The sequence below is a fragment of the Methyloceanibacter stevinii genome (assembly GCF_001723355.1).
Lineage (GTDB): Bacteria > Pseudomonadota > Alphaproteobacteria > Rhizobiales > Methyloligellaceae > Methyloceanibacter > Methyloceanibacter stevinii.
Genome location: NZ_LPWE01000013.1, coordinates 109,064 through 133,893, shown reverse-complemented (window position 1 = coordinate 133,893; position 24,830 = coordinate 109,064). Strand labels below are relative to the sequence as shown.

The window sequence follows — 24,830 nt, the reverse complement described above, 5'->3', positions numbered from 1 at the left end:
GCGGCGCTACGGCGAGACAGAATTGGCGAATTCAACGACATGGGTGGCACACCACTCCGGAAACTTGATCGGCAAGACATGGCCGCCTTCGGCCTGCCAAACCACATTCTCCTTGCCCCAGATGGCCTCGGTCATCGCCGGCGGGACGATGACGTCGTCTTGGGTTGCAAGGCTAAGGACAGGACATCTAAGGCTTTTCCGAATGTCCTCTGCGTCCCACTGTATTAGCCAATCGAGCCCTTCGCGCAAGCGTCGGCGTTCAATGCCGCCGCCGGCGCAAAGCCGGGCGCCCCGCAGGACCCCCAGAAGGCCTCCATGGTGCCGGCCGGATCGCGATCGATGCCCCGCTTCAAGGCCACGACCCGGGACTTCGGCACGTGCGGGCAGTAGCGGTCGAAGCCCTGGATGGACACCAGCCCTCGGAACCGGCTGGCCTCGTTCTTGAGCAGCCACAGCACGCCGAGCGAATGTCCCACCGCGATGGCATCGTCGGGCCAGTCTTGGTCGCCGGAACTCTCACCGCCTTCGACAAAGCCAAGGTCGACCGTGGTCGTTTCGGCCTCGCCGAGATGCGGATCAGGGGCGTCCAGATGGACGCGTTGAACCCCCAGCCGTGAACGAGAACGAAATGCATGTCAGTTTGACGCCGCCTTGGCCAAGCGGCTGGCGGAAGCGTCCAAGGCCGCCAGCAGCCCGTCCACGTCCTCCGGCCCATGGGCGGCCGTGAACACGCAGCGGACACGGGACGTTCCCTGCGGCACGGTCGGCGGGCGGATCGCGGTCGCCCAGAACCCGGCTTCGCGCAGGGCCTCGCTCAGCCGAAGGGCGGCATCGGCCGGTCCGGCGACCACGGGCACGATCTGGGTCGCGGAGCCCGCCGTGTCGTAGCCGAGCGCATGGGCCTCACGTCGGAACTGGGCCGAAAGATCCGCCACGCGGGCACGCTCCGTATCGAGCGTCGGCAGGAGGTCGAGCGCCGCATCGATCGCGCCCAGAACCTGCGGCGGAAGCGCGGTCGAATAGATGAGCGCGCCGCAGCGATTCACGAGGTAATCGCGCAGGGTCTCCGAGCAGGCGACATAGGCGCCGAAGCTCCCCAGCGCCTTGGAGAAGGTGCCGATCACCAGGTCGGCCCCGTCGGACAGTCCGCGGCCGCCCTCCCCGAGGATGCCGGTGGCGTGGGCATCGTCGACCACCAGCATCGCGCCGTGCTCTTGCGCGAGCCGCACGATCCCGGGGATCGGCGCGATATCGCCGTCCATGGAGAACACGCTCTCGGTCAGGATGAATTTGGGGCGCAGATCCCCCGCATGCCGATCCAACAGTTCGGCGAGATGGCCTGCGTCCAAATGCCGGTACCGGATTTGAGCGACACCCGCGGCCTGACAGCCGAAATGCATGCTGGCGTGGTTGAGGCGGTCGGAAAAGACCAGCGGGTCGGCGCCGACGACCTGCTTGTCGAACAGCGCCTTCAGGACGCCCGCGTTCGCCTGGAAGCCCGAGGCCATCACCAGCGCCGCCGGCTTGTTCTTGAGCGTAGCGACCTTGCGCTCGATCTGCCCGAACAGCTCAAGATTGCCGGTGACGAGGCGCGAGGCGCCCGAACCCGTCCCGAACTCCCTCGCCCAGGCGCACGCCCGCTCGATCAGGGCCTCGTGAAACCGCAAAGCCAGATAGTCGTTGCTGGCCAGATTGACGTAGCTCCGGCCGCCCACCTCCAGCGTCCGCGCCTCACGCGCGACGATCTCGGTCAGATCCCGCCGTAGGCGCTCCCGGCTCAGCTTCTCGAGGAAGGCTTCATATCGGCTTTCGCTTGCCTGCATGATCCTGTATTAGCGTTAGGTCTTATCCCCAGCAATCAATGGCTTGGAGTCCCGTGACAGAAACGTTGGAAAGCTTGAATCCTTTCAAGGGTCTAATTCGCCAGGCGGAACGTGAGGGCGAGCCCCGCCCTGCCATACGCCATGACTGGCAAACCTTCGAAATCGTGGACCTGCTTCAGGCGCCGCTGTTTGAGTTGCTGGACGAAGCGCGCGCCGTCAACCGCCGGTTCCATGCGGACGGGCAGGTTCAACTCGCGAGCTTGCTTTCCATCAAGACCGGCGCCTGCCCCGAGGATTGCAAATACTGCCCGCAGTCCGCGCACTACGCCAAGAAGACGGGCCTGGAGCGCGAGTCCCTGCTCGACGTGGACGACGTCCTCTCCAAGGCGAAGCTGGCCAAGGACGCCGGGGCTTCCCGGTTCTGCATGGGCGCCGCCTGGCGCCAAGTGAAAGACGGACCCGAGTTCGACAAGGTGCTCGACATGGTGCGCGGCGTGCGCGACCTCGAGATGGAAGCGTGCGTCACGCTGGGCATGGTCACGAAGGATCAGGCAGACCGGCTCGCAGAAGCGGGGCTCACTGCCTACAACCATAATCTCGATACCTCGCCCGAGTTCTACGAAGAGATCATCACCACGCGGACCTATGAGGACCGGCTGGAGACGATCGCCAATGTGCGCAGCGCCGGCGTCGAGGTATGCAGTGGCGGTATCATCGGCATGGGCGAGACCATCGAGGACCGCGCGCGCCTGCTCCAGGAACTGGCCACGCTGGACCCGCACCCGGAAAGCGTACCGATCAACGCCCTGGTGCCTGTGCCCGGAACGCCGCTCGAGTCCCAAGCGAAGGTCGAGCCGCTAGAGCTCGTCCGCATGGTGGCGACTGCGCGCATCCTGATGCCGACCTCGTTCGTGCGGCTGTCCGCCGGGCGGGAAGCGCTGAACCGCGAGGCGCAGATCCTGTGTTTCCTCGCCGGCGCCAACTCGATCTTCTACGGCGAAAAGCTCCTGACCACCGCCAACAACGACGCGGCCGACGACCGCGCGCTGATCGAAGAGGCGGGCCTAAGGATCAAGCCCACCTGCTCGCAGTAACGCCGCCAAGGATCAGTTGCGGATCGCCCTGATCACGGGCTTCTCGCCCGGATGGGTGTGATAGGTGATCAGAAGCATCGCCAGCAGCATGGCGGAGAAGAGCCCCGCCAGCGCGCCAAGGCCCGTACCCGCTCCAAGTCCGGCGAGATCGCTGACCTCCTTTGCGGCCAGGCTTCCTGCGAGCGACGCGATAATCGCGTACAGCACCACGAGACCGGGGATCTTGGTGTCGTCGCGTCCCATCCCTGCAGCCTTGTTGATGATCGCATGACGGATGAGGACTGCCGCGAGGCAACCAAAGAAGCCGGCGAGAACGGCGAGCCACACGGCACCGTAACCGCCGCCCACGACCATTCCGGTTAGTGCTCCGACGACGGTTCCGACAAAAAGCACGATCAACAGACTTGCTGATGTCATCGTTCTTCCCCCTGGTTGGGCGATCCACATTGTGGACCGCTCTTCTCCTCCTCGGGAAGTTGAGCACGGCCTCGGCAATGGGGCAAGAAACCGCGCTGCGCCGTGCTTGCCTTCGGGCTCGTCGGGCGTTAGGCAAAACCATCGCTTTCAACTGTCTGGGCCCAAGAATGTCCCGCATCGTCTATGTGAACGGCGCATTCGAGCCCGAGGAAGAGGCGAAAGTCTCCGTATTCGACCGGGGCTTCCTTTTCGGCGACGCCGTCTACGAGGTGACGGCGGTCCTGGATGGGCGGCTCGTGGACTTCAAAGGGCATCTCGCCCGCCTCGACAGGTCGCTCGGCGAGATCGAGATTCCCCGGCCCATGCCGGACGAGGGTCTGCGCGAAGTGCACGAGACCCTTATAGCCGAGAACCAGGTGGACGAAGGGGTCGTTTATCTCCAGATCAGCCGCGGCTCCGCCGAACGCGACTTCGCCTATCCCCCCTCGCCTCTCCCGACCGTTGTCGCCTTCACCCAGACCCGCCCGCTTGTGAACACACCCCAAGCGGAGACCGGCGTGAACGTGATCACCATTCCCGACATTCGCTGGAAGCGGCGGGACATCAAGTCGACGTCCATGCTGGCTCAGACCATGGGCAAGCAGGAAGCGAAAGCCCGCGGCGCCTATGAAGCCTGGATGGTGGAGGACGGCGCCGTGACCGAAGGGACATCATCCTCGGCCTTCATCGTGGATGCGCATGGCGTGCTCCGCACCCAGCCGTTGGGGCCGCAAATTTTGCCGGGCGTCACGCGGCGCGCGATCCTGCGGCTGGCCGAGGTAGACGGCGTATCCTTCGAGGAGCGCCCGTTCAGCGTGGAGGAGGCTTACGACGCACGCGAAGCCTTCCTGACGGCGGCGTCAGCTTCGGTGCTCCCGATCGTGACGATCGACGGCCGCGCCATCGGCACCGGTGAACCGGGGCCGATCGCCCGCGCCTTTCGCGCGCACTACATCGCCGAGGCCCGCGCCGCGTCCGCCTGAACCAGACGCGTATCGGGCGGCAACGCCGAGTAGTACTCCTTCTTCGTGTTGTCGACGACACACGAGAGCCAGTCGTCGTCCCCGAACTTGCAGCCGTGCCGCTTACTCTGCACCAAGGCCAGGATCGCGATGGCCACGATCACCAAAAGCAGAAATCGCATCGATAAGTCCCTCCACGCACCGAAGCCATCATAGTGCAAGACGGGCCAGCCTAAGGCAAAGGCCGCGCAATCGGTGGCATGCCGGGATGTCATGTGAAGTCGCGCACGCGACCGCGCGGGGCGGTCAAGACTCCATCCGCGGGCCTTGGATAAATGGCGGTCGAGGCCAGAACTCTGGACGACCGCCGTTTGAAAAAGGCTCATGCTTTCAGTGCATTGATGACGCCTCTTCTGCCACTCGCCCGCGACTGCCCCATGGTAATTTCGAGGCCCTATCCAAGGAGGCCTCATGCGCGCTGCCACTCCCCTTGCCCTGCTCGCCTTGGCGACGATTTTGGCGTGGCCCATGGCCGCTCCCCAACCGGCCATGGCCGGCGAAGCCGATTTGCCGGACGTCTGGACGGCCTTGCGGGCGCAAACCTTTGGCGACCGCGCCATCGCTGAAGAGGACGGAATGGTCATGCTCGATGCGCCCGTGACCGCACTGGATGCCGCGGTCGTTCCGCTGACGGTGCACATTCCCGCCTCGGTCCACGCCGGCCAAAATCGCTGACGCTCTTCATCGATCAGAACCCGGACCCGAAGGTGGCGACGCTGACATTCGGCCCGGCCGCAGGCGCCGAGGGCGACCGCTTCTTCAACACCCGGGTCCGTATCGAACGCTTCTCCCACGTGCGCGCTGTGCTCGAGACGAAAGACGGCACGCTGCACATGGCGACGAAATACGTGCAGGCTGCCGGCGGGTGCGCGGCCATGAATGCGAAAGACCCCGATGAAGAGCGCAAAGGGCTCGGGCGGATCCAGGTGAAAACCATCCCGCCGGACCAAGATGGCAGCCCGAACTGGACCGGCCAGGTGATGATCAAGCACCCGAACAGTAACGGCATGCAGATGGACATCGATAGCGGCGGCTACATTCCGATGCGCTATGTGAAGGATGTCTCGGTGTTGCGCGACGGCGAGGAAGTCTTCTCCCTCGACGCCACGTTCTCGATCTCAACGAACCCCAACTTCCGCTTCTCCTTCGGCAAGGGCAACGAGAACGAGCTCGAGGTGACGATCGTCGACACGGACGGGGAGACGTTCGAAGGGACGACCGGGCCGGACGCCTCAAAGGACTCCTGAGCCACTCTTTTCCGTTCCGAGCCTACCTCCCGCGCTCGCCGCGCCGCGGAGTTCAAACCACCTAAGTCTTTGAAAGATTGGTGGGGCCAAGCGAAAAACTGCGACCGCCTTGCTCGGCATGCTGGCAAAGTGGAACGAGGCCCTCGAAACGGTTGCACCGGGCCCAAACCCTAGCGAGGAAGAGCGACCAAGGAGATTTTGGCCGCTTTTCGGCCGCTTTCGGCACCTCACCTTCCTGCCATTCTCGCCAGCCAGACGCCTCCTCATGACCCCAAACAGGCGCGCCTAGGGGTGACCGCCTCCACAAGTGGTCCATGTTTGTAGTATGGGTCTCCTGCCGCAACGGCGATTTCAACAACAAACAAGCGGGGCAAGAATGTGTGGCTTTGTGTGTCTTTGGAAAATCGATGATCTGGACCTGGCGCGGAGGATGATCGACAAGATCGCCCATCGCGGACCTGATGAGGTGCGTGTGAGCCGGGTCCCTAACGTGCCCGCGGTGATGGCACACTGCCGGCTATCGATCATTGGTTTGGAGACGGGAGCCCAACCGATCTATTGCGCCGACAACCTGCTCGTAGCCAACGGTGAAATATACAACTACGCAGACTTGCGGGCCATTCTTGGTGAGAGTGCCTTTGAGACCCTTAGCGACAGTGAGACAATTTTGCGTCTGTTCCGCTCAGATGCCGCGCGATGGATCTCAAGGCTCGACGGCATGTTCGCGTTCGTTTTGGCGACGCCGGATCGAATCATCGCCGCGCGCGATCCCCTGGGGATCAAGCCGCTCTACATGGCCCGCATAGGCGACGGCTTGGCTCTTGCCTCGGAGTTGAAGGCGTTCGATGGGCTTGGGCTGAGCAATGTCGAGACCATTGACCCGGGCGCAATGTTCGACAGCGTGGACGGTTTTCGCGAGTGGTATCGCGTGCCGCAGGGTGCCGCCGAGTTGGAGCCCGGTGAGAAACCGGAACCGATCTGGCGCGAGTTGCGTCTCGTCCTCGAAGCGGCGGTGCAAAAATGGATGGTGGCAGACGTCGAGGTGGGTGCATTTCTGTCCGGCGGGCTGGATTCCTCAGTCATCGCGGCGCTCGCGGCACGCGCTATCGACCGTCCGCTAAAGACCTTTTCCGTCGGCACCGAAGGAAGTCCTGATCTTGCGGCCGCACGCGCGGTCGCCGAGCATATCGGCTCAGACCATTACGAGCACGTGTTCACACCCGACGACCTCGTTCAGATCCTGCCGCATGTGATCTACCACCTTGAGAGCGCCGATGTTGACGTCGTGCCGAGTGCCTTGCCAACACATTTCGTGACGAAATTGGCCCGTCGTCATGTGAAGGCGGTGTTGACCGGCGAGGGCGCGGACGAGTTGTTCGCTGGCTATGCGTACCACCACGCCTACGCTCGAAAGCCAGAGCCTCGCGGACGAACTCACGCGGTCGCTTGGCGCCATGCACAATATCAACCTGCAACGGGTAGACAGAATAACGATGGCTCAAGGCTTGGAGGCAAGGACGCCGTTTCTTGATCGGGACCTGATCGACTTCGCGCAATCGATTCCGGCCTCTCTGAAGATCAGGGTTGACGAGCGGACACACGAGACGACGGAAAAATGGATCCTGCGCAAGGCATGCGAGGATCTGCTCCCCGCCGAATTGGTCTGGCGCAAGAAGGCTCAGTTTGATGAGGGAAGCGGAACAGCCGCCGCTCTTGACGAGGCGCTTTCTCGACTGCTGGGCAAGACGCCCCCCATCGATAGCGCGAGCGAAGGCAAACTTTACGAGCGTCTACTGCGACAGCAGTACAAGGATCCCGACCTCATCCTCGACAACGCCGGAATGTGGAGTGCCGAACGGATCGTTGCCTAATGTGCCCCGCTGCACGAATGGCAGCCAACTTCCGCCCAAATGGACGAAGCATCGCTGCAAGGGGTCACCGGGGAAATATGTTTCCCGAAATGGTGGTGGGCGCACAAGGACTCGAACCTTGGACCCGCTGATTAAGAGTCAGCTGCTCTACCAACTGAGCTATGCGCCCTCAGAGCCTCAAGGTCACGTGGCGTGACCGCTCTGGTCTGGCGCTTGGGAAGCGCCAAGGGAGGAGCCTTTAGCACTGAGGCAGGCGGGCTGTCCAGGTCGGCGGCGCCAAAAAATGCGGTTTCGCCTACCAGAGGCCGCCGAGCTCGGATTGCCGGAACGTCACCCGGCGGTTGACGTGGGCATTCAGCACGAAACCGAAGCCGATCATCATCGTCAGCATGGACGTGCCGCCATAGGAGACAAGCGGCAATGGCACGCCGACCACGGGCACGAGGCCGGTCACCATGGCCACGTTGATAAACACATAAGCGAACAGCGTCAGCCCCATGCCGCCCGCGATGAGCTTTGCGAACATGCTGCGGCAGCGCAGCGCCATGAAGGTGATGAACACCAGTGCCAGCAGATAAAGCGCCAGCAGGATGACGGCGCCGACAAACCCCATCTCCTCCGAGAACATCGTGAAGATGAAGTCGGTGTGCTTCTCGGGCAGGAAGTTCAGCTGGGCCTGGGTGCCGTGCATGAAGCCCTTCCCGCTGAACCCGCCGGAGCCGATGGCGATCTTGGACTGTAGGATGTGGTAGCCCGCGCCGAGCGGATCAGTCTCCGGATCGATGAAGGTCAGCACGCGCTGCTTCTGGTAGTCGTGCAGCATCTCCCAGGCATAGGGCAGCGCGACCACGACCGCGACGATGGCGCCGGCGAAGTAGAACCAGCTCACGCCGGCCAGGAACATCATGCCTCCGCCGATAATCGCGAACAGCGCGGCTGTGCCGAGGTCGGGCTGGGTCAGCGCCAGCAGCGCCGGCACGCCGATCATGAGCAGCGGCGGGATCAGCGCGTCGGGGCGCCAGATCTTCTCCGGCGGCAGCCACTGGTAATAGCGTGCGATCGCCAGAACCAGAGCGATCTTCATCATCTCTGAGGGTTGGAAGCTCAGTTCCCCGACGCCTAGCCAGCGCCGCGCGCCGCCGCTCTCTACACCGATGAGTGGCACGAGCGCCATGAGGAAGAGCGCAAGGATGAACAGCGGGTAAGCGCCTTTCAGCCACCAGCGAATGTCCGAGAAGGCGATGGCGAACAGCAGCGCCAGGCCGACGCAATAGCGCATGACCTGCCGCGATGCCCATGGATCGAACGAGCCGCCGGCCACCGAATAAAGCGCGGCGATGCCGATGAGAACGATCGCCGTGATCAACGCCAGAAAGGGCCAGTTCAGCAGCAGAAGCTTCTTGGCGAGGTCCAGTTTTACGGCCGGTCCTTGCGCGAACAGCATCTTCATCCGTCGTCTCCGGCGACGGCGACCTGCCGCGCGATTTCATCCCTGCTCAGGCCCACGAAGGCCGGCGCTGGCGGAATCGCGCAGAAGCGCTTCGGTCATGACGTCCTTGACGATAGGGGCCGCGGCGCTCGATCCGCCGCCCCCATGCTCGACGACGCACGCGGCCGCATAGCGGGGCTTGTCGGCCGGTGCGTAGGCGATGAACAGCGCATGTGTCTCGCGCTCATAAGGAGAGAGCTTGTGCTCGTTATGCGCGTTCACGACCTGCGATGTGCCGGTCTTACCAGCCATCATGACCCCGGGAATCTCCAGTGCCGAACGGCGGGCGGTCCCACGGGGCTCGTTGACGACGCCAAACATACCCTTGCGAACAATATCCAGATGGTTGGGATCGAGCTGCAGCGCCGGCCAGTCGGGCTCGGGGATCGTCCGGTGTGAGAACGAGCTTCGGCAGGACGGCGCGGCCCGTTGCGACACGGGCCGACATGACGGCAAGCTGGAGCGGCGTGGAGGAGACGAAGCCCTGACCGATGCCCGCGATGACCGTCTCGCCGCCGTACCAGGCTCCATCAGATGTGCGCGCTTCCAGGCCACGTCGGGAATGATCCCTTCCTTCTGGCCCGGCAGTCCGCAATCGTAGACCCGCCCCATGCCGAGGTGTCGAGCAACGGCCGCCAGGTGATCGATGCCCATGCGTTTTGCGGTTTCGTAGAAGTAGACGTCGCAGGACTGTTTGAGGGCTTGGTGCACATCGATGCCGCCCGCCATGAGCGCGCCAACACCGGAACCTGGCCCGGCCCAGCCGATAGACGCCGGGGCAACTCGTCTCCCGCGGGTGATCACACCCGCATGGAGCCCCGCCAGCGCCGTGACGACCTTGAAGGTCGAGCCGGGAGGATACTGGCCGCGGATGGCCCGGTTCTGGAGCGGCTGATCCTTGGCGCGTGCAATCCTGCCCCACGCTTTGGGATCGACCTTGAAGACGACCTCGTTGGGGTCGAAGGTCGGCGTGGAGGCGAGCGCGAGAATGCCGCCCGTCTCGACGTCGAGTACGACCACCGAGGCAACCCTGTGCTCTTTCAGGCGCTCCTGCGCCACCGCCTGCAGGTGATGGTCGATGCTGAGGACGAGGTCCTTGCCCGGCGTGCTCGGGGTCGAGCCCAGTTCGCGCACGACGCGGCCGCGCGAGTCCACTTCGAATTTCTGGGTGCCGGGAGTGCCGCGCAATTGCTCATCGAAGGTCTTCTCGACACCCGCCCGTCCGGCACGAAAGCCGGGAAGCCGCATGACCGGATCGAGGTCCACCTCCCCTTTGCCGGCCATGCCCACATAGCCCACCAGATGGGCCATGGGACGCGCATGATGATATTTGCGATAGGCCGAGCGATCAGTCTGCATCCCCGGAATTTGCGGCGCTAGGACGTTGAGCAACGCGAACTGGCGCCACGTCAGCCCTTCCGCGACGAGCACGGGGTAGTAGCCGCTCTGGCGCGCCGCGGCCCGCATGACGCGATCGCGGGCGCCCCGGGGGATATCCACGATTCGTGAGAGCCTATCGATAGTCTCCGGCAGGTTCTTGGAGAACGCCGGCACCACGAGCAGGCGCAAATTCTCTTTGTCTTCGGCCAGGATCGCGCCCGTGCGGTCGCGGATGGACCCGCGCGAGGGCGCCGCAAGCTGAATCATCAGGCGGTTCTCGTCGGAGAGAAGCCGGTAGTCGGACGCCTCTTTGATCTGAAGCTGGTGCAGCCGCCAGCCCAGCAGCCCGAACAGGCCGGCCTGCGCGCCGCCGACCAGGAGCGCCCGCCGCGAAAAGCGGTAGCTTTGCTTGCGGACGTAATCGGGCTTCTTCTTCGCCCCGTAGTGAACCGCCTTCGACCTCCTCATGCCGCCCTCCGGAAGAGTGTGCGGCGCGAATGGCCGATATGTCCGGACTGGACCCAGAGCAGCCCGTACAGCACGATCGGAAATACGGCGATCGACGTTGCAACGCCGAATGCGATCGGCCACCAATCGATCCAGCGGAGGTAGAACAGGCTGGCCAGCAGCCAGCCGAACAGTCCGAGGACACAGATAAGCGCGGTCCAGACGAGCCACTGCTTCCAAAGATCACGGCGCTCCCGGAACGAGCCGGGCTTCAGCCCAACCGTCGCGGCGACAAGGCACATCAGGGCCCAGAAGCCCAAGGGACCGCCGCTGAGAAGATCAGCGAGCAATCCGAGGACGGCCGCCGCTGCAGGATGAAGCTCCGTGCCGGGGATCGCGCGCCAGCAGAACACCATCATCACGACCAGCAATGGCAGAATGAACGTCGCGTCGGCCGGCAATCCCCAGGGCACGGCGGTGGCGATCACCGCGATAAAGACAGAGAATACCGGGAGAAATCGCGTCATCGCTCAGCTTGCGCCTGCGCGGCGATCGGCGGCGATATCGTGGCGGAGGATATTGCGGCAACCGGCGGGAGTGGCACGGCCGGGGCCGCGGCTGTCCGGTCCTCCTCCGGCTCTGCGTCAGGAGAAGCCGACAGGGGCCCGCGGTTCCCGGCTACAATTTCCGGGTCCGTCCGCTTGAGGGCGGGCGCATCGAAGAACAGTACGCTGACGGCATCGAGCGAATTGAGATCGGCGAAGGGCCGGAGTCTGTAGGCTCCGGGCTCGCCAACGACCATGCCGACCCGCAGGCCGCGCGGCAGAACGCCATCGCTGCCGGAGGTATAGACCTCATCGCCAGCGTAAATCTCCGCGCCGTCCTCCAAGAATCCAAGCTGCAGTTCCGGGCTGTTGTCTCCCAGAGCCAGACCGCGCGCACCGCGGGGCCCCACTAGTACCGGGATACGGCTGTTGAGATCGTTGAGCAGAAGCACGCGGGCGACGCTGTCCCCGGCCTCCACGGTGCGTCCCACGAGCCCATCGCCGTTGATCACCGCGTAGCCAATCCGCAGCCCGTCATTGCGCCCGAGATTCACCAGCGCGCTTCTCACAAAGGGACCGCGCGCGTCGGCGATCACCTGCCCGGTCGCGTATACGAGCGCGGGCTCTTCGGCGGCGTGCAGAAGTTTGCGCAAGTGGGCCACTTTGCGCTCCAGGAGCTGGGTGCGCCACCGCCACTGCTTCAGCTCCTCGTTCTGCTTAGTCAGCCGGTCGACTTCTCCGACGGCGTCCTGATGGACGCGCACATAGAGGCGAACCCGATCCACGGCCCGCCGGGCCTCGATGGCCGGCACCGAGGCCAGCTCCAGGAACGGCGCCGAAAGGTCGACCAGTTCTTCGCGGACGTCCTCAAGGACCCCATGACCGATCCGGCTAAGAACCAGCAAAACAGCGCATAGAAAGTAGAGGCCGAAGCTCAGAAACTCCACCGGCGCGACCAGGAAGGCCGGTGTCGTTGGAACAGAGATGGGCTGCGCTTGGGCATTGCGTTCAGTCTCTTGGAACGCCACCAGGGCGTTCGTGGTCCTCACCTAAGGGGCCTCGCGCCTAGACGAAGCTATTATAACACATACCTAGGGCTTGATCAGCAGATCCGCCATTTCGTCCAGCCGCTCGAGCGCCATGCCGGTTCCCCGAACCACGCTCCGCAAGGGATCCTCGGCGATCTGGAATTTCACACCCGTTTCCTGCTGAAGCCGCACGTCGAGCTTTTCGAGCAGCGCGCCTCCCCCCGTCAGATAGATGCCCGACTCGGCGATATCGGCGGTCAGTTCGGGCGGCACGTCCGCCAACGCCTGACGGATACCTCCGACGATCTGCTGGATCGGCAACGTCAGTGCATCGGCGATCTCGTGTGGCCCCAGCGTGATCTCGGCGGGGAAACCGCGCTGCAGATCGCGCCCCTTGAGCTTGATTGTGACGTGGGTGCCGTTGGCCTTCGCGACAGCCGACCCGGACTCCTTCTTCACGACCTCGGCGTTCGGCGCCCCGATCATGAGGTGATGCTTGAAGCGTGCATAATTGACGATCGCCTCGTCCATGGCGTTGCCGGCCGTGCGGATCGATTTCGAATAGATCACGCTGCCCATGGACATGACGGCGATATCCGTGGTGCCGCCGCCGATATCGACAACCATCGAACCCCGGGGTTCGTTGATCGGCAGCCCTGCCCCGATCGCGCCGGCCACGGGCTCGGAAATCAGATAAACGCGCCGCGCACCCGCCGAGAGCCCGGCCTCATGGACAGCGCGCCGCTCGACCGAGGTCGCGCTGGCCGGAACGCAAATCATGACCCGCGGGCTGCCGAACAGGCGCCGCCTATTCACGCGGCGAATGAAGAACTTGATCATCTCCTCAGCCGCGTTGAAATCGGCGATGACGCCATCGCGGAGCGGCTGGACGGTTACGATTTTGGTGGGGGTCTTCCCGAGCATCGTCTTGGCCTCGTGGCCTGCCGCGATGACTCTTTGATCGTCGCCGCGCTGCTCGATTGCGACCACGGACGGCTCGTCTAGAACAATTCCACGTCCGGGCACGTAGACGACAGTATTCGCCGTGCCAAGATCAATGGCCATGTCCGCGGATGAGCCCAACCACGAGAACATTTACCGCCCCACCTGCCCGCCTGCCGGCGAGCTTCACGCGCTACTGATATCCGGATCGGTCCGCCGGTCAGGCCGCCGATCACGGATGAAGACACCCACGACGCAGAAAACGCCCCCAATCAATGGGTTCGCACCCCGCCGCAACGGTCGGTATGTTGCGTCAAATCTCCCGCATGGGCAATGCGTGAACAGACTGTTTTGAGAAAACTTTTTTCGAGTTGCGCGGATCGGTGGTGAACTTGCCGACCTGCGCGCTTCCTTTGCAATCGGCGACCCGGGAGTGCCCACTTGCTGAGCATCCCGGCGGCGGAAACGACATCGGCCCGGCGCATTGAGCCGGGCCGACAATCATGCTGCCAAATTCGTTCCTCGAGCCTGTCCGGACGCTAGGACGCGAGCATGGTCTCTGGCTTCCGGCGCGCCCCGCGCGCCAGCAGCTTGTTCAGTGCGCTGACATAGGCACGCGCGGAAGCGACCATGGTGTCCGTGTCCGATCCGCGACCGGTGGCGATCTTGCCGTCGGATTCCAGACGCACCATGACTTCGGCTTGGGCGTCCGTACCTTCGGTCACGGCGCTCACCTGATACAGGGCCAAGCGGGCCGCGTGCGGCACGAGCGCACGAATGGCCTGGAAGGTCGCATCGACCGGCCCGTCGCCGACAGCCTCGTACATGTGCTGCTTGTCGTCGATAACGAGGGTAATGGTCGCTTTCTGCGGCCCACCCGTTCCGGCGATCACCGTCAGCGACGTCACCCGGATCCGGTCCTGCGCCGAGGCGATCTCCTGGTCCACCAGGGCTTCGATGTCCTCGTCGTAGACATGCTTCTTCACGTCGGCCAAGCCCTTGAAGCGCACAAAGGCGTCCTCGAAGGCGTTGTCGCCCAGCTCATAGCCGAGCTCCTTCAGCTTCTCGCGGAAAGCGTGGCGTCCGGAGTGCTTGCCCATCACCAGCGAGGACTCTTTCACGCCCACGCTCTCCGGCGTCATGATCTCGAACGTGCCCGCATGTTTCAGCACGCCATCCTGGTGGATGCCGCTCTCATGGGCGAAGGCGTTCCGGCCGACGATGGCCTTGTTGTACTGAACCGGGAAGGCCGTCACGCGCGACACCAGTTTCGACGCCCGGGTCAGGAGGGTCGTATCGACGCCGGTCCACACGGACAACGCATCGGCGCGCGTGTGGATCGCCATGACGATCTCTTCCAGCGCCGCGTTGCCCGCGCGTTCGCCGAGCCCGTTGACGGCGCATTCGACCTGACGCGCGCCAGCGGTCACGCCCGCCAGCGAGTTGGCCACGGCCAAGCCCAGATCGTTGTGGCAGTGGGTGGAGAAGATGATCTCGTCCGCGCCCGGCACCCTCTCCTGCAGCACACGGATCAGATCACCGAACTCGTCGTGATAGGCATAGCCGACCGTGTCCGGAATGTTCACCGTCGTCGCGCCGGCCTTGATCGCGGCTTCCACGCAGCGGCACAGAAAGTCGATCTCCGTGCGGGTCGCGTCCATGGCCGACCACTCGACATCGTCGGTGAGGCCGCGGGCCCGGCTGACGGAGGCCGTCACGCGGGCCAGACACTCGGCTTCGTCGATATCCATCTGATATTTGCGATGGAGCGGCGAGGTGCCGATGAAAGTATGGATGCGGCCGCGCTCCGCAGGCCGGATGGCCTCGGCGCACCGATCGATGTCGCCGGGCTGCGCCCGCGCCAAGCCGCAGATGACGGCGTTCTTCGACCGCCGGGCGATCTCCTGGACGCTTTCAAAGTCGCCTTGAGAAGCGATCGGGAATCCCGCCTCGATCACGTCCACGCCCATCTCGTCGAGAAGTTCGGCGACCTCCAGCTTTTCCTCGAAGGTCATCGTGGCGCCGGGGCACTGTTCCCCGTCGCGCAGCGTGGTGTCGAATATGATGACGCGATCCTTCTCGTCGCGCGCGTCGTCTCGGTATTCATGGTGCTCGTCCTTAAAACGAATGGCCTTCAGTCTATCACGGCCGGTCACGCCGCTGACTTCTCAAGCCTCTGACTTCGTGGAGGTTCGTTTCGCCATCCCCTGAACGCCCGCCTCGGCATGCCGAGACCGCCGGTGCTCAGGGGCACATAAGGAGGAGCGGAAGGGTGCGCGCGCGCAGAGCCGACTGCCGCGGCAGCATGCCGCCCAGCCCGTCTTTCATCTGCAATTCAAAGCGCTGCATCATTGCCCTTCTCCGCGAAGGCCCTTCCGAAGCCTGCGATGACCGGAAAATAGGGTGTACCGCCCCGAAGAGCAAGCGCAAGACGCCGCATTGACCCTGCTGGGGCAATCGGGAAAGTCCGGTAGGCGCAAGTTTGGCAAATTTGCCCTCATCGCCGACCGGGGCCCGAAAAAGCCAGGCCTGCCAAGCGTCTCTGCCAGGTTGGATTTCGCTTGAGGACCCCGCGCGATGAAATAGAGCTGCCGGGCGATCCCATGGACAGGCAATAGAACTTTGATCACAGTCCGCGCAATCGCGGCAACAGGGGACAAGCACGGCTTTGGCTCAGTTTATCGATCAGTATCAGACAGGTATCGCGCTCGTGATCCTGGCGGCAACGTTCGGCGCTTTCCTGCTCGAGCGGTACCCACCGTCCGTCGTTGCGACGTCGGGCGCGGCTGCTTTTCTCGTACTCGGCCTGATCGACACGAAGGACGTGATGGGCGTGTTCTCGAACAGCGCGCCGATCACGATCGCGGCCATGTTCATTCTCTCCGGCGCGCTGGTCCGGACCGGCACCCTGGAAGCCGCCGCCTCATGGGTCACGTCGCACGCGGAGGAGCGCCCCAAGACGGTGCTGCTGCTGTTTCTCCTCGGGACAATGGTCGCCTCCGCCTTCATGAACAACACGCCGGTGGTCATGGTCCTTATCCCCATCGCCGTACGGCTGGCGCGCACCGTGAACATGGCACCGACTCAGTTGCTGATCCCCCTCTCCTACGCCGCGATCCTCGGCGGCACCTGCACGCTGATCGGTACGTCGACCAACCTTCTCGTCGAGGCGTGGCACGTCAGCAAGGACTGCCAGCGTTCTCCATCTTTGAAATCACGCCGGTCGGCCTTGTCGCGGCCACCGTCGGCATGGGGACCATGCTGCTGCTCGCGCGCGTGCTCTTGCCGGCCCGCATGAGCGCGGCGGACCTGATGGACGAGGACGGCAAGGTCAATTTCCTGACGGAGTTGACGGTATGCGAGGGCTCCCGCTTCTCCGGAAAGGCTCTGGGCGAGATCAAGGAGTTGAACCGGGAGGGGATCCGGCTGTTGGCCGTCCACCGCAACGGCACGTCGAGCCGCCATAAGCTCGCGGACCACGTGCTCGAGGCCGGCGACCGCATTGTCATCCAGGCCACCATGCCCGAGGTGCTCACACTTCATGGCGAGCGCGGGTTCGACATCCTCGGAGTTGGGGGCGGCGAGAGCGACCGGGATCACATTATCGTCGAAGCGGTGTTGGCACCGGGCCGCGGCGCGCACCACACGGTCAGCGCCATGCGGCTCGGCCGGTTCGGAGTCCGCCTTCTCGGCATCAGCCGCCATCGCTACCTGCCCGGCATCGCCCTCGAGCAGGTTCAACTGCGCGCGCAGATCGAATTCTGCTTGAAGGCACGCCGGAGGGCTTGGCCGCGGCGGCCGACGAGGCGGATCTCATCAACATGTCCCAGCCCCGGTCGAGGAGCTACCGGCGCAAGAAAGCCCCGGTGGCGATCATCGCGCTCGCCAGCGTCGTCGCGCTGGCCGCCTTGAACGTCATGCCCATCGGTGGCTTGGCGGTGCTGGGCGTAGCCGCCATCCTGCTCTTGCGATGCATCGACGCCGAAGAGGCCTGGGAGTCGATCAACGGCGGAATCCTGGTCTTGATCTTCGCCATGCTCGCGATCGGCATCGGCCTGGAGAAGACAGGCGCGGTGGAAGCATCGTAGCCGCGATCGAGCCGATGCTCGGCCGGAACTCGGGCTATGTGCTGCTCGTGGTGGTCTACTTCCTGGCTGCCGTCTTGACCGAGCTCATCACCAACAACGCCGTGGCCGTCGTGCTGACACCCATCGCCATCGGGCTGGCCGAAAGCCTCGGCCTGGACTCCCGGCCGTTGCTCGTCGCCATCATGATGGGCGCGAGCGCCAGCTTCGCCACGCCCATCGGGTATCAAACCAACACGATGGTCTACGCCTCGGGGAATTACCGCTTCAGCGACTTCCTGCGCATCGGCGTGCCGATGAACATCATCGTCGGCCTCGCCACCTGCGCGGCAATTGCGCTGTTCATGCCGCTCTCGAAGTGAGCGTGCGGTCTATCTCTAGAAGTCGAAGATGCCCGCGAACGGGTTGTCCCCGCGCCGCGACCGCCTGGAAACACGCCGCTCACCGCCGCCGCTCGACGCCGTGACGTTGTCCGGCAGCCCGGCCGGGATCGGCCGGCCGTTGAGCGCGGCGATCATCCGCCGGTCGTGGCCATACAGGTCCTTGTATTGCTTCAACTCGCCGTTCTCGTCCGCGACCGCCGTGAAGTAGGTCAGGTACACCGGGATGCGGTTCTTGATGAAGACCTTGTTGGCATCCGCGCCGTTATGCATCGCAGACGACACCCGTGCCGCCGACCAGTCCTGATCGTGTCCGAGCAGAACCGTCGCAAGCTTGTCCGGGTTCTGGACCCGCACGCAGCCATGGCTGAAGGCGCGCACCGGATTGGAGAACAGATTCTTCTGCGTGGTGTCGTGCAGATAGACGTCGTGCGTGTTCGGGAAGCGGAACTTCACCAGTCCCAGCACGTTGCGCGGGCCCGGCGGCTGATAAAGCTCGTAGCGGCGAATATCGTTCCGGCTCCAGTCGATCCGATCTGGATCGATGTCGCGCCCGTTGGCGCCACGGATCCGCAAGCCCTGACGCCGCAGCACGGACGTGTCCCAGCCGCTGGAGAAGAAGCCGCCACCTCTGCGCAGATAGGGCGCAATCTCGTTCTGCTTGATCGAATTGGGTACGTACCAGTTCGGGCGGAACACGATCTCTTCCATCTCATCGGTGAAAATGGGCGTCTGCGTGTGCGTCTTGCCCACGATCACGCGCGTCTCGTGAATGGGCTCGTCTTCCTTGAAGACCCGCACTTTGAATTCCGGGATGTTCACGTCGACGTAGACGCGCCCAGGTCGTGCGGCAGCCAGCGATAACGCTCCATGTTCACAAGCAGCAGATCGATCTTCTGCTGGCCGGACACGACCGTTGTCGAGGTCTCGCCCCCGTTCAGCATGCGGCGCGTGCCCGAGCCGACCATGCCATCCGGCTTGCCGCCTTGCGCACGTTGAAAGGCTATGACTGCCTTCTGCAGGTCCTTGTCGAAGACGTACTCGTCGGCACCTTCTTGGGCCGGCGTCTCGAGCCGCTTACGCAGCAACGCCACCTGGCCGTGCTTGACGCCCAGCTTGAGCGTCGGGCCAGCGGGAATGTCGACGTCTTCGGGCTTGTCGGCGACGGGCGCCGGCGCCGCGCCGCCCTTGCGCTCGGCAATCAACTGCTTGCGCAGTGCCTCGAACTGGGGATGCGTCGGCTGAAAGCTCCGCAAGTAAGCGGCAGGATCGGAGCGGATGGCGATGAAGCCGATGACCTCGGCCGGGTCCGGCAGGTAAAGACTGGGATCGAGATTCTTGCTGAGGCTCTGCGGATTGATCCGGCCGCCCCGCGCGTCCCGTGCATACTCGATGACCGCCGCGCTGATCTTCAACTCGGCGTCCGCGAGCTTCGTCACCGCATCGGGCCCGCTCGCGTCGAAGCCGGCCAGGTTCGGCAGTTTGTAGTCCGAAGCGCGCAGCCCGTAATCGTCGGCCTTGGCGATCTCCTGGACGATGGCCTTGCCGCGTGCGCTCAGGCCGTTTTCGCCGACCCAGAGCAGCTTGCGGTCCGGGACGGAGTAGTACTCGGCCAGGGCGATCTGCTCGGCTGTGTCCTTCATGGGCACGGCGCCAACCTGATCCTGCACGGAAATCCGGATTGCTTCGGAACGCGTGACGAGTTCGGCCGGGCCGTCAGGCTCGGCGGCAAACCCCGGGGCAGCGAATGAGACCGCAGCCGCAATGCCGATGGCGGCTGATCTCAGACTGAATGTAGTCATTCTTGGCTCCCTCTGGACCCCTGTCCAACGTCCCCGCGTATCGGCTCCTCTTCCCCGCAAACTTGAACCGAATCTCTCAAAATCCAGCTGATTTGCGGGATTATGCGCATCATTCCGCCATTCGACCACCCAATTTCGGCCCAGAAGTGGCAGAAATCACTGGAAAGGACCGGCCGGCGGACGCCTCTAGCCCGCGAGCGCGGTGTCGAGGAACTCACTGAGCGATATAATTTTTCCACAGTCGATTTCAATGAAATCGGCCAGCTCCGTGGTGAAGGTCTCGCCGGATGTGATATTTTGGACACGGGCGCTCCAGCGGATCGCCGCTTTGTTCCCATCCATCAGCAAGTCTTCGATCGAGAATTCGTCCAGCCCGAAGCTGTCCGAGAGGGTTCTGAACAGGCTCATGATGCCCTCGCGTCCCTGGACCGATGTGGCCAACATACTGAACTCGGGTGAGCCGACAATCCGGAACCGGGCATCGTCTGCGAACATCGCGCCGACAGCTTCCACGTCTCCTTCGATGCGCGCGGCGTAGAACTTTTTCAGAAACGCCTCCAACTCGGTGCTGTCCATCGATCAGCTCTCCTCCCCCATCTTGCCGTTGGCCGCGGCCAGCCGGCTCTTGGCTGCACCCGTCTTCGCTCCACTTGTCTTGGCGGTGCTCGTTTTGGTCTGCGTCCGCTTCTTGGCCGGCGCACGCTTCTTCGCCGGGGCCTTCTTCTTGGCGAGCGCCGCTCTTTTCTTGGCCGGCGCCGCTTTGGCCGACGCACGGGCGGGTTTGGGAGCGTCCGCGACTGTGGCCGGCTCCTTGAGGTCACGGTCGGGCAGCATGACGAAGATCAAGACCGCGAGCGCCGTCATGTAAAAGCGGAAGGCCGACTCCTGGCCGTTCCAGGTCGCCGATTGCCACATGGCGTACCACTCCCCGGCAACGACCATGAAGCCGAAGAACCACACGAGAAAGGCGACCAGCGCGCCCATGACCGTCATGGCTTTGGCCCGGTCGAAGACGGCCCCCGGGGCACGCCGGACCATCAGGAGACGAATGGCGCCGGCGAGGAAGAGTACGCCCGCCACCGCTTCGCCGAAGATGATCAGCCGATAGGCGCTTGCCAGTACGCCGGCTCCGTGACCGCCCGGTACATCAGCTTGTTGCCCGGATAGGTCGTGTCCATGCTCATCACATGCTGCACGAACAGAAAATTGGACTGGTAGTCGGTGAGATTGCCGAACACGACCAGCAGGCAGAAGGCCGCGAGACACGCGACCATGACGATCTTGGCAATACGAGCGGTGTACATGGCGATCCCCCCTGCCCCGATAGCCCTCAAAACCTCGGGATGGTGTCCTGAAACTTCTGCGTCCGTATGACGATGGGGAACCTTAGAGCAAGACGCCGTGGAACGCGCCTGCCCAAACGAAAAATGGCCGGGACGAGCCCGGCCATTCGTTGTCTCTAAGAGAAGATCGCGAGGCGACTAGTTCTTGGACTTGTCGACCATCTTGCTCTCTGCGATCCACGGCATCATGGCACGCAGCTTCTCGCCAACCACTTCCATCTCGTGGCCGTCGCACTTGGCGCGCATGGCCTTGAAGCTCGGCTGGTTGATCTTGTTTTCGAGCATCCAGTTCTTCACGAAGGTGCCGTTCTGAATGTCGGTCAGCACGTCCTTCATGGCGGCCTTGCTGTCGCCGGTCACGACGCGCGGACCGGAGACGTACTCGCCGTACTCGGCCGTGTTGGACACGGAGTAGTTCATGTTGGCGATACCACCCTCGTAGATGAGGTCGACGATCAGCTTCACCTCATGGACGGTCTCGAAATAGGCCATCTCGGGAGCGTAGCCCGCCTCGACCAGCGTCTCGAAGCCGCTGCGCATCAGCTCGACGAGACCGCCGCAGAGCACGGCCTGCTCGCCGAACAGGTCGGTCTCGCACTCCTCGCGGAACGAGGTCTCGATGATGCCCGCGCGGCCGCCGCCGATGGCGGAGGCGTAGGAGAGCGACAGATCGTGGGCATTGCCCGTGGCGTCCTGGGCGATGGCCACGAGGCACGGCACGCCGGCGCCGCGCTTATATTCGGCGCGCACCGTGTGGCCGGGGCCCTTAGGCGCCACCATGCAGACATCCATGTCCGCGCGCGGTTCGATCAGGTTGAAGTGGATGTTGAGGCCATGGGCGAAGAAGAGCGCGGAGCCCTGCTTCATGTTGGGCTTGAGCTCTTTTTCCCAGATATCGGCCTGGAGCTCGTCCGGCGTCAGCATCATGACCACGTCGGCCCAGGCGGCCGCCTCGGAGACGCTCATGACCTTGAGCCCTTCGCCCTCGGCCTTGGCGGCGGAGCTGGAGCCGGGGCGCAGGCCGATGGCCACTTCGGCGACGCCGGAATCCTTCATGTTCAGAGCATGGGCGTGGCCCTGGCTGCCGTAGCCGATGATGGCGACCTTCTTGCCCTTGATCAGATTGAGATCGGCATCCCGATCGTAATAGACACGCATACCTCTTCCCCTACGTTCTACAATTTCAATGTCTTCAAAACTTGGCTGTGACGATTTGGTCCGGGTTTTGCCGCCGGACCCGCAAAAAGACAAGTGTCGGATGACCCCGTGAGAGCTACATCCGCTCCGGGCCCCGGCCGATGGCCGCGACGCCCGTCCGGCAGACCTCCACGAGACCGAGCGGCTGCATCAGCGCGATGAATTGTTCGATCTTGGATTGGCGCCCGGTGATTTCGAACACAAAATGCTCGAGCGAGGCATCCACAGCCTTCGCGCGGAAGGTTTCGGCAAGGCGAGCGCTTCGACGCGCTTCTCGCCGCGCCGCCACCTTCACCAGCGCCAATTCCCGCTCGATCGTCTCGCCGCAGACGGTGAGGTCCGTGACCGAGTGGATCGGCACCAGCCTGTCGAGCTGGTTCTTGATCTGCTCGATAACCATGGGCGTTCCCGTCGTCACGATGGTGATACGGGACAGATGCGCCTCGTGCTCGGTCTCGGACACGGTCAGCGACTCGATGTTGTAGCCGCGGCCCGAGAACAGGCCGATGACGCGCGCGAGCACGCCGGGCTCGTTGTCCACGAGCACGCTCATCGTATGCGTCTCGAGAGACTCTACGGGCTTTTCGAGCGAGTAAGCGGAACCAGGCTGCCCCATCAGACCATCACCTTGCCTTCTTCGGAGATGGCCTTCTCGATATCCTCTTCCGTCAGGTCGTCGCCCATCAGCATGTTGTTGTGCGCTTCACCGCTCGGAATCATCGGGAAGCAATTGGCGTGCTTGTCGACCATGCAGTCGAAGATGACGGGGCGCGGCGTCTTGATCATCTCGATGATCGCATCGTCGAGTTCGTCCGGCTTCTCGGCGCGAATGCCTACCGCGTGATAGGCCTCGGCCAGCTTCACGAAATCGGGCAACGCCTCACTGTAGGAGTGCGAATAGCGGCCGCCATGAAGCAGCTCCTGCCACTGGCGGACCATGCCCATGTACTCGTTGTTCAGGATGAAGATCTTGACCGGCAGGTTGTACTGAACCGCCGTCGAGATCTCCTGCATGGTCATCAGCACCGACGCCTCGCCCGCGATATCGATCACGAGCGACTCCGGATGGGCCATCTGCACGCCGACCGCGGCCGGAATGCCATAGCCCATCGTGCCGAGGCCGCCGGACGTCATCCAGCGGTTCGGCTCGTCGAAATGGAAATACTGAGCCGCCCACATCTGGTGCTGGCCCACTTCCGTGGTGATGTAGGTGTCGTGATCGCGTGTCAGCGCAAACAGCCTCTCGATGGCGTATTGCGGCATGATCACGTCGCTCTTGTTCCGGTAATGCAAGCATTTGCGCTTGCGCCAGGTCTCGATCTGATCCCACCAGCGCGCGTGCGCGTCCTTGTCGACGGACGGCTTCTTAGCCTTCCACGTCTCGATCATCTGATCGATCACGAAGGCGCAGTCGCCGACGATCGGAAGGTCCACATGGACATTCTTGTTGATCGAGGACGGATCGACATCTACGTGGATCTTCTTCGAGCCCGGCGAGAACGCGTCGAGCCTGCCGGTGATGCGGTCGTCGAAGCGCGCGCCGATGCAGATCATGACATCGCAGTCATGCATGGCGTTGTTGGCCTCGTAGGTGCCGTGCATGCCGAGCATGCCGAGCCACTGCTTGTCCGAAGCCGGATAGCTGCCAAGCCCCATCAGCGTCGAGGTGATCGGATAGCCGGTCATGCGCACGAGTTCGCGCAGGCTCTCGCTGGCCGCCGGTCCCGCGTTGATAACGCCGCCACCCGTGTAGAAGACCGGCTTCTTGGCATTGATCATCAACTCGACCGCCGCGTCGATCGCGTTCTGATCGCCCTTCTGCGGAGGGACATAGCTCTTGTGCTGAGAGTTCGAGACGCCCTTGTAGGTGCCCGTCATGAACTGGATGTCCTTGGGGATATCCACGACGACGGGACCCGGCCGGCCCGAACGGGCGACGTAAAACGCCTCGTGCAGCACCTCGGCGAGCTGATTGACGTCCTTCACCAGATAATTGTGTTTCGTGCAGGGGCGCGTGATGCCGACCGTGTCGCATTCCTGGAAGGCATCGTTACCGATCAGATGCGTCGGCACCTGTCCCGTGATGCAGACAACCGGAATCGAATCCATCAACGCATCGGTCAGCCCCGTCACCGCGTTGGTCGCGCCGGGACCAGACGTCACCAGCACGACGCCGACCTTGCCGGTCGAGCGCGCATAGCCTTCGGCCGCGTGGACCGCGCCCTGCTCGTGACGGACCAGCACGTGCTGCAGCCGGTCCTGTTGAAATAACTCGTCATAGATCGGCAGAACGGCGCCGCCCGGATAGCCGAAGATGTGATCCACACCCTGGTCGGCGAGCGCCTGAAGCACGATCTGCGCGCCGGTCATCGTGGCTGCGCCGTTTTCGTTGGCAGACATGTCTCTTTCCACTGACAAAACCGGGCCTCAGCGGCTGGACCAACCACTGCCCGGTTAATCTCGATCAAAATGGCAAAAGTGCCGGATTAGGCCGCGCACCCTAGGGCCTCGGTGTCACAGGGTCAACGACAAATGCGAATGTATGGTAAGTTTTTTCGGGCCAATCTTTGCATATATTACCTATCTGAGTTTGTTTTTGTAAATTAATTACACGATTGGGAAATATGATGACAAAGGGCCTCATCTTTTCCCACAAGCGTTCTAGACAATGGCCGACGA

Annotated in this window: 27 protein-coding genes, 1 tRNA gene and 2 pseudogenes; 11 read left to right on the top strand and 19 right to left on the bottom strand. The window is 63.4% G+C overall.

Annotation, left to right across the window (positions count from 1 at the left end; all coding sequences use genetic code 11):
- Nucleotides 1–6 precede the first annotated feature (6 nt).
- Complete coding sequence (locus AUC70_RS18435; protein ID WP_280138256.1) at nucleotides 7–135, bottom strand: hypothetical protein; 129 nt, start codon at nucleotides 133–135, stop codon at nucleotides 7–9.
- An 89-nt stretch (nucleotides 136–224) separates the two neighbouring features.
- Nucleotides 225–476 (bottom strand): hypothetical protein, encoded by a 252-nt coding sequence (locus tag AUC70_RS12790; protein ID WP_141702121.1) that lies wholly within the window; start codon nucleotides 474–476, stop codon nucleotides 225–227.
- Here AUC70_RS12790 and AUC70_RS17215 point away from each other — a divergent pair.
- Entirely contained in the window at nucleotides 468–617 is a 150-nt protein-coding gene (locus AUC70_RS17215; RefSeq protein ID WP_158007451.1) for a hypothetical protein, read from the top strand. The two genes, AUC70_RS12790 and AUC70_RS17215, sit on opposite strands and share 9 nt — an antisense overlap.
- Before the next feature lie 18 nt (nucleotides 618–635).
- On the opposite strand, the gene AUC70_RS12785 is transcribed toward AUC70_RS17215, so the two are convergent.
- The gene (locus tag AUC70_RS12785) at nucleotides 636–1,823 is read right to left on the bottom strand and encodes an aminotransferase class I/II-fold pyridoxal phosphate-dependent enzyme (protein ID WP_069445218.1); all 1,188 of its coding nucleotides are present in this window, start codon (nucleotides 1,821–1,823) and stop codon (nucleotides 636–638) included.
- 38 nt (nucleotides 1,824–1,861) lie between these two features.
- On the opposite strand from AUC70_RS12785, the gene bioB reads away from it, so the two are divergent.
- Nucleotides 1,862–2,917 (top strand): biotin synthase BioB, encoded by a 1,056-nt coding sequence (bioB, locus tag AUC70_RS12780; protein ID WP_083241556.1) that lies wholly within the window; start codon nucleotides 1,862–1,864, stop codon nucleotides 2,915–2,917.
- A gap of 12 nt (nucleotides 2,918–2,929) precedes the next feature.
- Here bioB and AUC70_RS12775 read toward each other — a convergent pair whose 3' ends face one another.
- Nucleotides 2,930–3,334, bottom strand: a complete 405-nt coding sequence (locus AUC70_RS12775; protein WP_141702120.1) for a hypothetical protein — start codon at nucleotides 3,332–3,334, stop codon at nucleotides 2,930–2,932.
- 167 nt (nucleotides 3,335–3,501) lie between these two features.
- Here AUC70_RS12775 and AUC70_RS12770 point away from each other — a divergent pair, with 167 nt between their 5' ends.
- The gene (locus AUC70_RS12770) at nucleotides 3,502–4,356 is read left to right on the top strand and encodes a D-amino-acid transaminase (RefSeq protein ID WP_069445216.1); all 855 of its coding nucleotides are present in this window, start codon (nucleotides 3,502–3,504) and stop codon (nucleotides 4,354–4,356) included.
- Here AUC70_RS12770 and AUC70_RS12765 read toward each other — a convergent pair.
- The gene (locus AUC70_RS12765) at nucleotides 4,323–4,517 is read right to left on the bottom strand and encodes a hypothetical protein (RefSeq protein ID WP_141702119.1); all 195 of its coding nucleotides are present in this window, start codon (nucleotides 4,515–4,517) and stop codon (nucleotides 4,323–4,325) included. The genes AUC70_RS12770 and AUC70_RS12765 overlap by 34 nt on opposite strands.
- Before the next feature lie 289 nt (nucleotides 4,518–4,806).
- Here AUC70_RS12765 and AUC70_RS12760 point away from each other — a divergent pair, with 289 nt between their 5' ends.
- The 4 genes from AUC70_RS12760 to AUC70_RS18145 all read left to right on the top strand — a co-directional run bounded on the left by AUC70_RS12760 (nucleotide 4,807) and on the right by AUC70_RS18145 (nucleotide 7,513).
- Entirely contained in the window at nucleotides 4,807–5,070 is a 264-nt protein-coding gene (locus AUC70_RS12760; protein WP_069445214.1) for a hypothetical protein, read from the top strand.
- 32 nt (nucleotides 5,071–5,102) lie between these two features.
- Nucleotides 5,103–5,642 carry a quinoprotein dehydrogenase-associated SoxYZ-like carrier gene (locus AUC70_RS12755; RefSeq protein ID WP_069445213.1) on the top strand — a complete coding sequence of 180 codons (540 nt, stop codon included), beginning with the start codon at nucleotides 5,103–5,105 and terminating at the stop codon, nucleotides 5,640–5,642.
- 430 nt (nucleotides 5,643–6,072) lie between these two features.
- The gene (gene asnB, locus AUC70_RS12750; protein ID WP_244505623.1) at nucleotides 6,073–7,173 is read left to right on the top strand and encodes an asparagine synthase (glutamine-hydrolyzing); all 1,101 of its coding nucleotides are present in this window, start codon (nucleotides 6,073–6,075) and stop codon (nucleotides 7,171–7,173) included.
- A complete protein-coding gene (locus AUC70_RS18145) occupies nucleotides 7,097–7,513 on the top strand; it encodes an asparagine synthase-related protein (RefSeq protein ID WP_342022329.1) in 417 nt (138 codons plus the stop codon). Before asnB ends, AUC70_RS18145 begins: the two co-directional genes overlap by 77 nt.
- 93 nt (nucleotides 7,514–7,606) lie before the next feature.
- On the opposite strand, the gene AUC70_RS12745 is transcribed toward AUC70_RS18145, so the two are convergent.
- The 7 genes from AUC70_RS12745 to AUC70_RS12715 form a co-directional block, all read right to left on the bottom strand.
- Nucleotides 7,607–7,682: transfer RNA gene (locus AUC70_RS12745), tRNA-Lys, on the bottom strand.
- A gap of 126 nt (nucleotides 7,683–7,808) precedes the next feature.
- Nucleotides 7,809–8,963, bottom strand: a complete 1,155-nt coding sequence (gene rodA / locus AUC70_RS12740) for a rod shape-determining protein RodA (protein WP_069445212.1) — start codon at nucleotides 8,961–8,963, stop codon at nucleotides 7,809–7,811.
- A gap of 36 nt (nucleotides 8,964–8,999) precedes the next feature.
- Nucleotides 9,000–10,850: a penicillin-binding protein 2 gene (locus AUC70_RS12735; RefSeq protein ID WP_083241554.1), complete on the bottom strand. Its 1,851-nt coding sequence runs from the start codon at nucleotides 10,848–10,850 to the stop codon at nucleotides 9,000–9,002.
- On the bottom strand, nucleotides 10,847–11,356 hold the full coding sequence (gene mreD, locus AUC70_RS12730; RefSeq protein ID WP_069445211.1) for a rod shape-determining protein MreD: 510 nt from the start codon (nucleotides 11,354–11,356) through the stop codon (nucleotides 10,847–10,849). The genes AUC70_RS12735 and mreD overlap by 4 nt, the downstream gene beginning before the upstream one ends.
- Nucleotides 11,353–12,423, bottom strand: a complete 1,071-nt coding sequence (mreC, locus tag AUC70_RS12725; protein WP_069445210.1) for a rod shape-determining protein MreC — start codon at nucleotides 12,421–12,423, stop codon at nucleotides 11,353–11,355. The genes mreD and mreC overlap by 4 nt, the downstream gene beginning before the upstream one ends.
- Nucleotides 12,424–12,465: 42 nt before the next feature.
- Nucleotides 12,466–13,467: a rod shape-determining protein gene (gene mreB, locus AUC70_RS12720; protein WP_280138255.1), complete on the bottom strand. Its 1,002-nt coding sequence runs from the start codon at nucleotides 13,465–13,467 to the stop codon at nucleotides 12,466–12,468.
- 416 nt (nucleotides 13,468–13,883) lie between these two features.
- Complete coding sequence (locus AUC70_RS12715; RefSeq protein WP_069445496.1) at nucleotides 13,884–15,473, bottom strand: 2-isopropylmalate synthase; 1,590 nt, start codon at nucleotides 15,471–15,473, stop codon at nucleotides 13,884–13,886.
- Between the two features lie 539 nt (nucleotides 15,474–16,012).
- On the opposite strand from AUC70_RS12715, the gene AUC70_RS18140 reads away from it, so the two are divergent.
- The 4 genes and pseudogenes from AUC70_RS18140 to AUC70_RS18125 all read left to right on the top strand — a co-directional run bounded on the left by AUC70_RS18140 (nucleotide 16,013) and on the right by AUC70_RS18125 (nucleotide 17,791).
- Nucleotides 16,013–16,642 carry an SLC13 family permease gene (locus AUC70_RS18140; RefSeq protein WP_244505621.1) on the top strand — a complete coding sequence of 210 codons (630 nt, stop codon included), beginning with the start codon at nucleotides 16,013–16,015 and terminating at the stop codon, nucleotides 16,640–16,642.
- Nucleotides 16,594–16,815 (top strand): annotated as a pseudogene (locus AUC70_RS18635) (hypothetical protein); the annotation flags it as partial. The gene AUC70_RS18140 and the pseudogene AUC70_RS18635, both read left to right, overlap by 49 nt.
- 314 nt (nucleotides 16,816–17,129) lie before the next feature.
- On the top strand, nucleotides 17,130–17,432 hold the full coding sequence (locus tag AUC70_RS18130; protein ID WP_342022323.1) for an SLC13 family permease: 303 nt from the start codon (nucleotides 17,130–17,132) through the stop codon (nucleotides 17,430–17,432).
- 14 nt (nucleotides 17,433–17,446) lie between these two features.
- Complete coding sequence (locus tag AUC70_RS18125; RefSeq protein WP_244505618.1) at nucleotides 17,447–17,791, top strand: SLC13 family permease; 345 nt, start codon at nucleotides 17,447–17,449, stop codon at nucleotides 17,789–17,791.
- A gap of 15 nt (nucleotides 17,792–17,806) precedes the next feature.
- Here AUC70_RS18125 and AUC70_RS12705 read toward each other — a convergent pair whose 3' ends face one another.
- From AUC70_RS12705 to AUC70_RS12670, 7 genes and pseudogenes are all read right to left on the bottom strand, one after another.
- The gene (locus AUC70_RS12705; RefSeq protein ID WP_069445208.1) at nucleotides 17,807–18,631 is read right to left on the bottom strand and encodes a L,D-transpeptidase family protein; all 825 of its coding nucleotides are present in this window, start codon (nucleotides 18,629–18,631) and stop codon (nucleotides 17,807–17,809) included.
- Nucleotides 18,628–19,611, bottom strand: a complete 984-nt coding sequence (locus AUC70_RS12700; protein ID WP_069445207.1) for a L,D-transpeptidase scaffold domain-containing protein — start codon at nucleotides 19,609–19,611, stop codon at nucleotides 18,628–18,630. The genes AUC70_RS12705 and AUC70_RS12700 overlap by 4 nt, the downstream gene beginning before the upstream one ends.
- A 186-nt stretch (nucleotides 19,612–19,797) precedes the next feature.
- Nucleotides 19,798–20,187, bottom strand: a complete 390-nt coding sequence (locus AUC70_RS12695) for a nuclear transport factor 2 family protein (RefSeq protein ID WP_069445206.1) — start codon at nucleotides 20,185–20,187, stop codon at nucleotides 19,798–19,800.
- Nucleotides 20,188–20,190: 3 nt separating this feature from the next.
- A pseudogene (locus AUC70_RS12690) lies at nucleotides 20,191–20,885 on the bottom strand (DUF2165 family protein).
- Between the two features lie 207 nt (nucleotides 20,886–21,092).
- Nucleotides 21,093–22,112 carry a ketol-acid reductoisomerase gene (gene ilvC, locus AUC70_RS12680; protein WP_069445203.1) on the bottom strand — a complete coding sequence of 340 codons (1,020 nt, stop codon included), beginning with the start codon at nucleotides 22,110–22,112 and terminating at the stop codon, nucleotides 21,093–21,095.
- A gap of 115 nt (nucleotides 22,113–22,227) precedes the next feature.
- The gene (gene ilvN / locus AUC70_RS12675; RefSeq protein WP_069445202.1) at nucleotides 22,228–22,767 is read right to left on the bottom strand and encodes an acetolactate synthase small subunit; all 540 of its coding nucleotides are present in this window, start codon (nucleotides 22,765–22,767) and stop codon (nucleotides 22,228–22,230) included.
- Nucleotides 22,767–24,551, bottom strand: coding sequence for an acetolactate synthase 3 large subunit (locus AUC70_RS12670; protein WP_069445201.1), 1,785 nt, complete (start codon nucleotides 24,549–24,551; stop codon nucleotides 22,767–22,769). The genes ilvN and AUC70_RS12670 overlap by 1 nt, the downstream gene beginning before the upstream one ends.
- Between the last annotated feature and the right edge of the window lie 279 nt (nucleotides 24,552–24,830).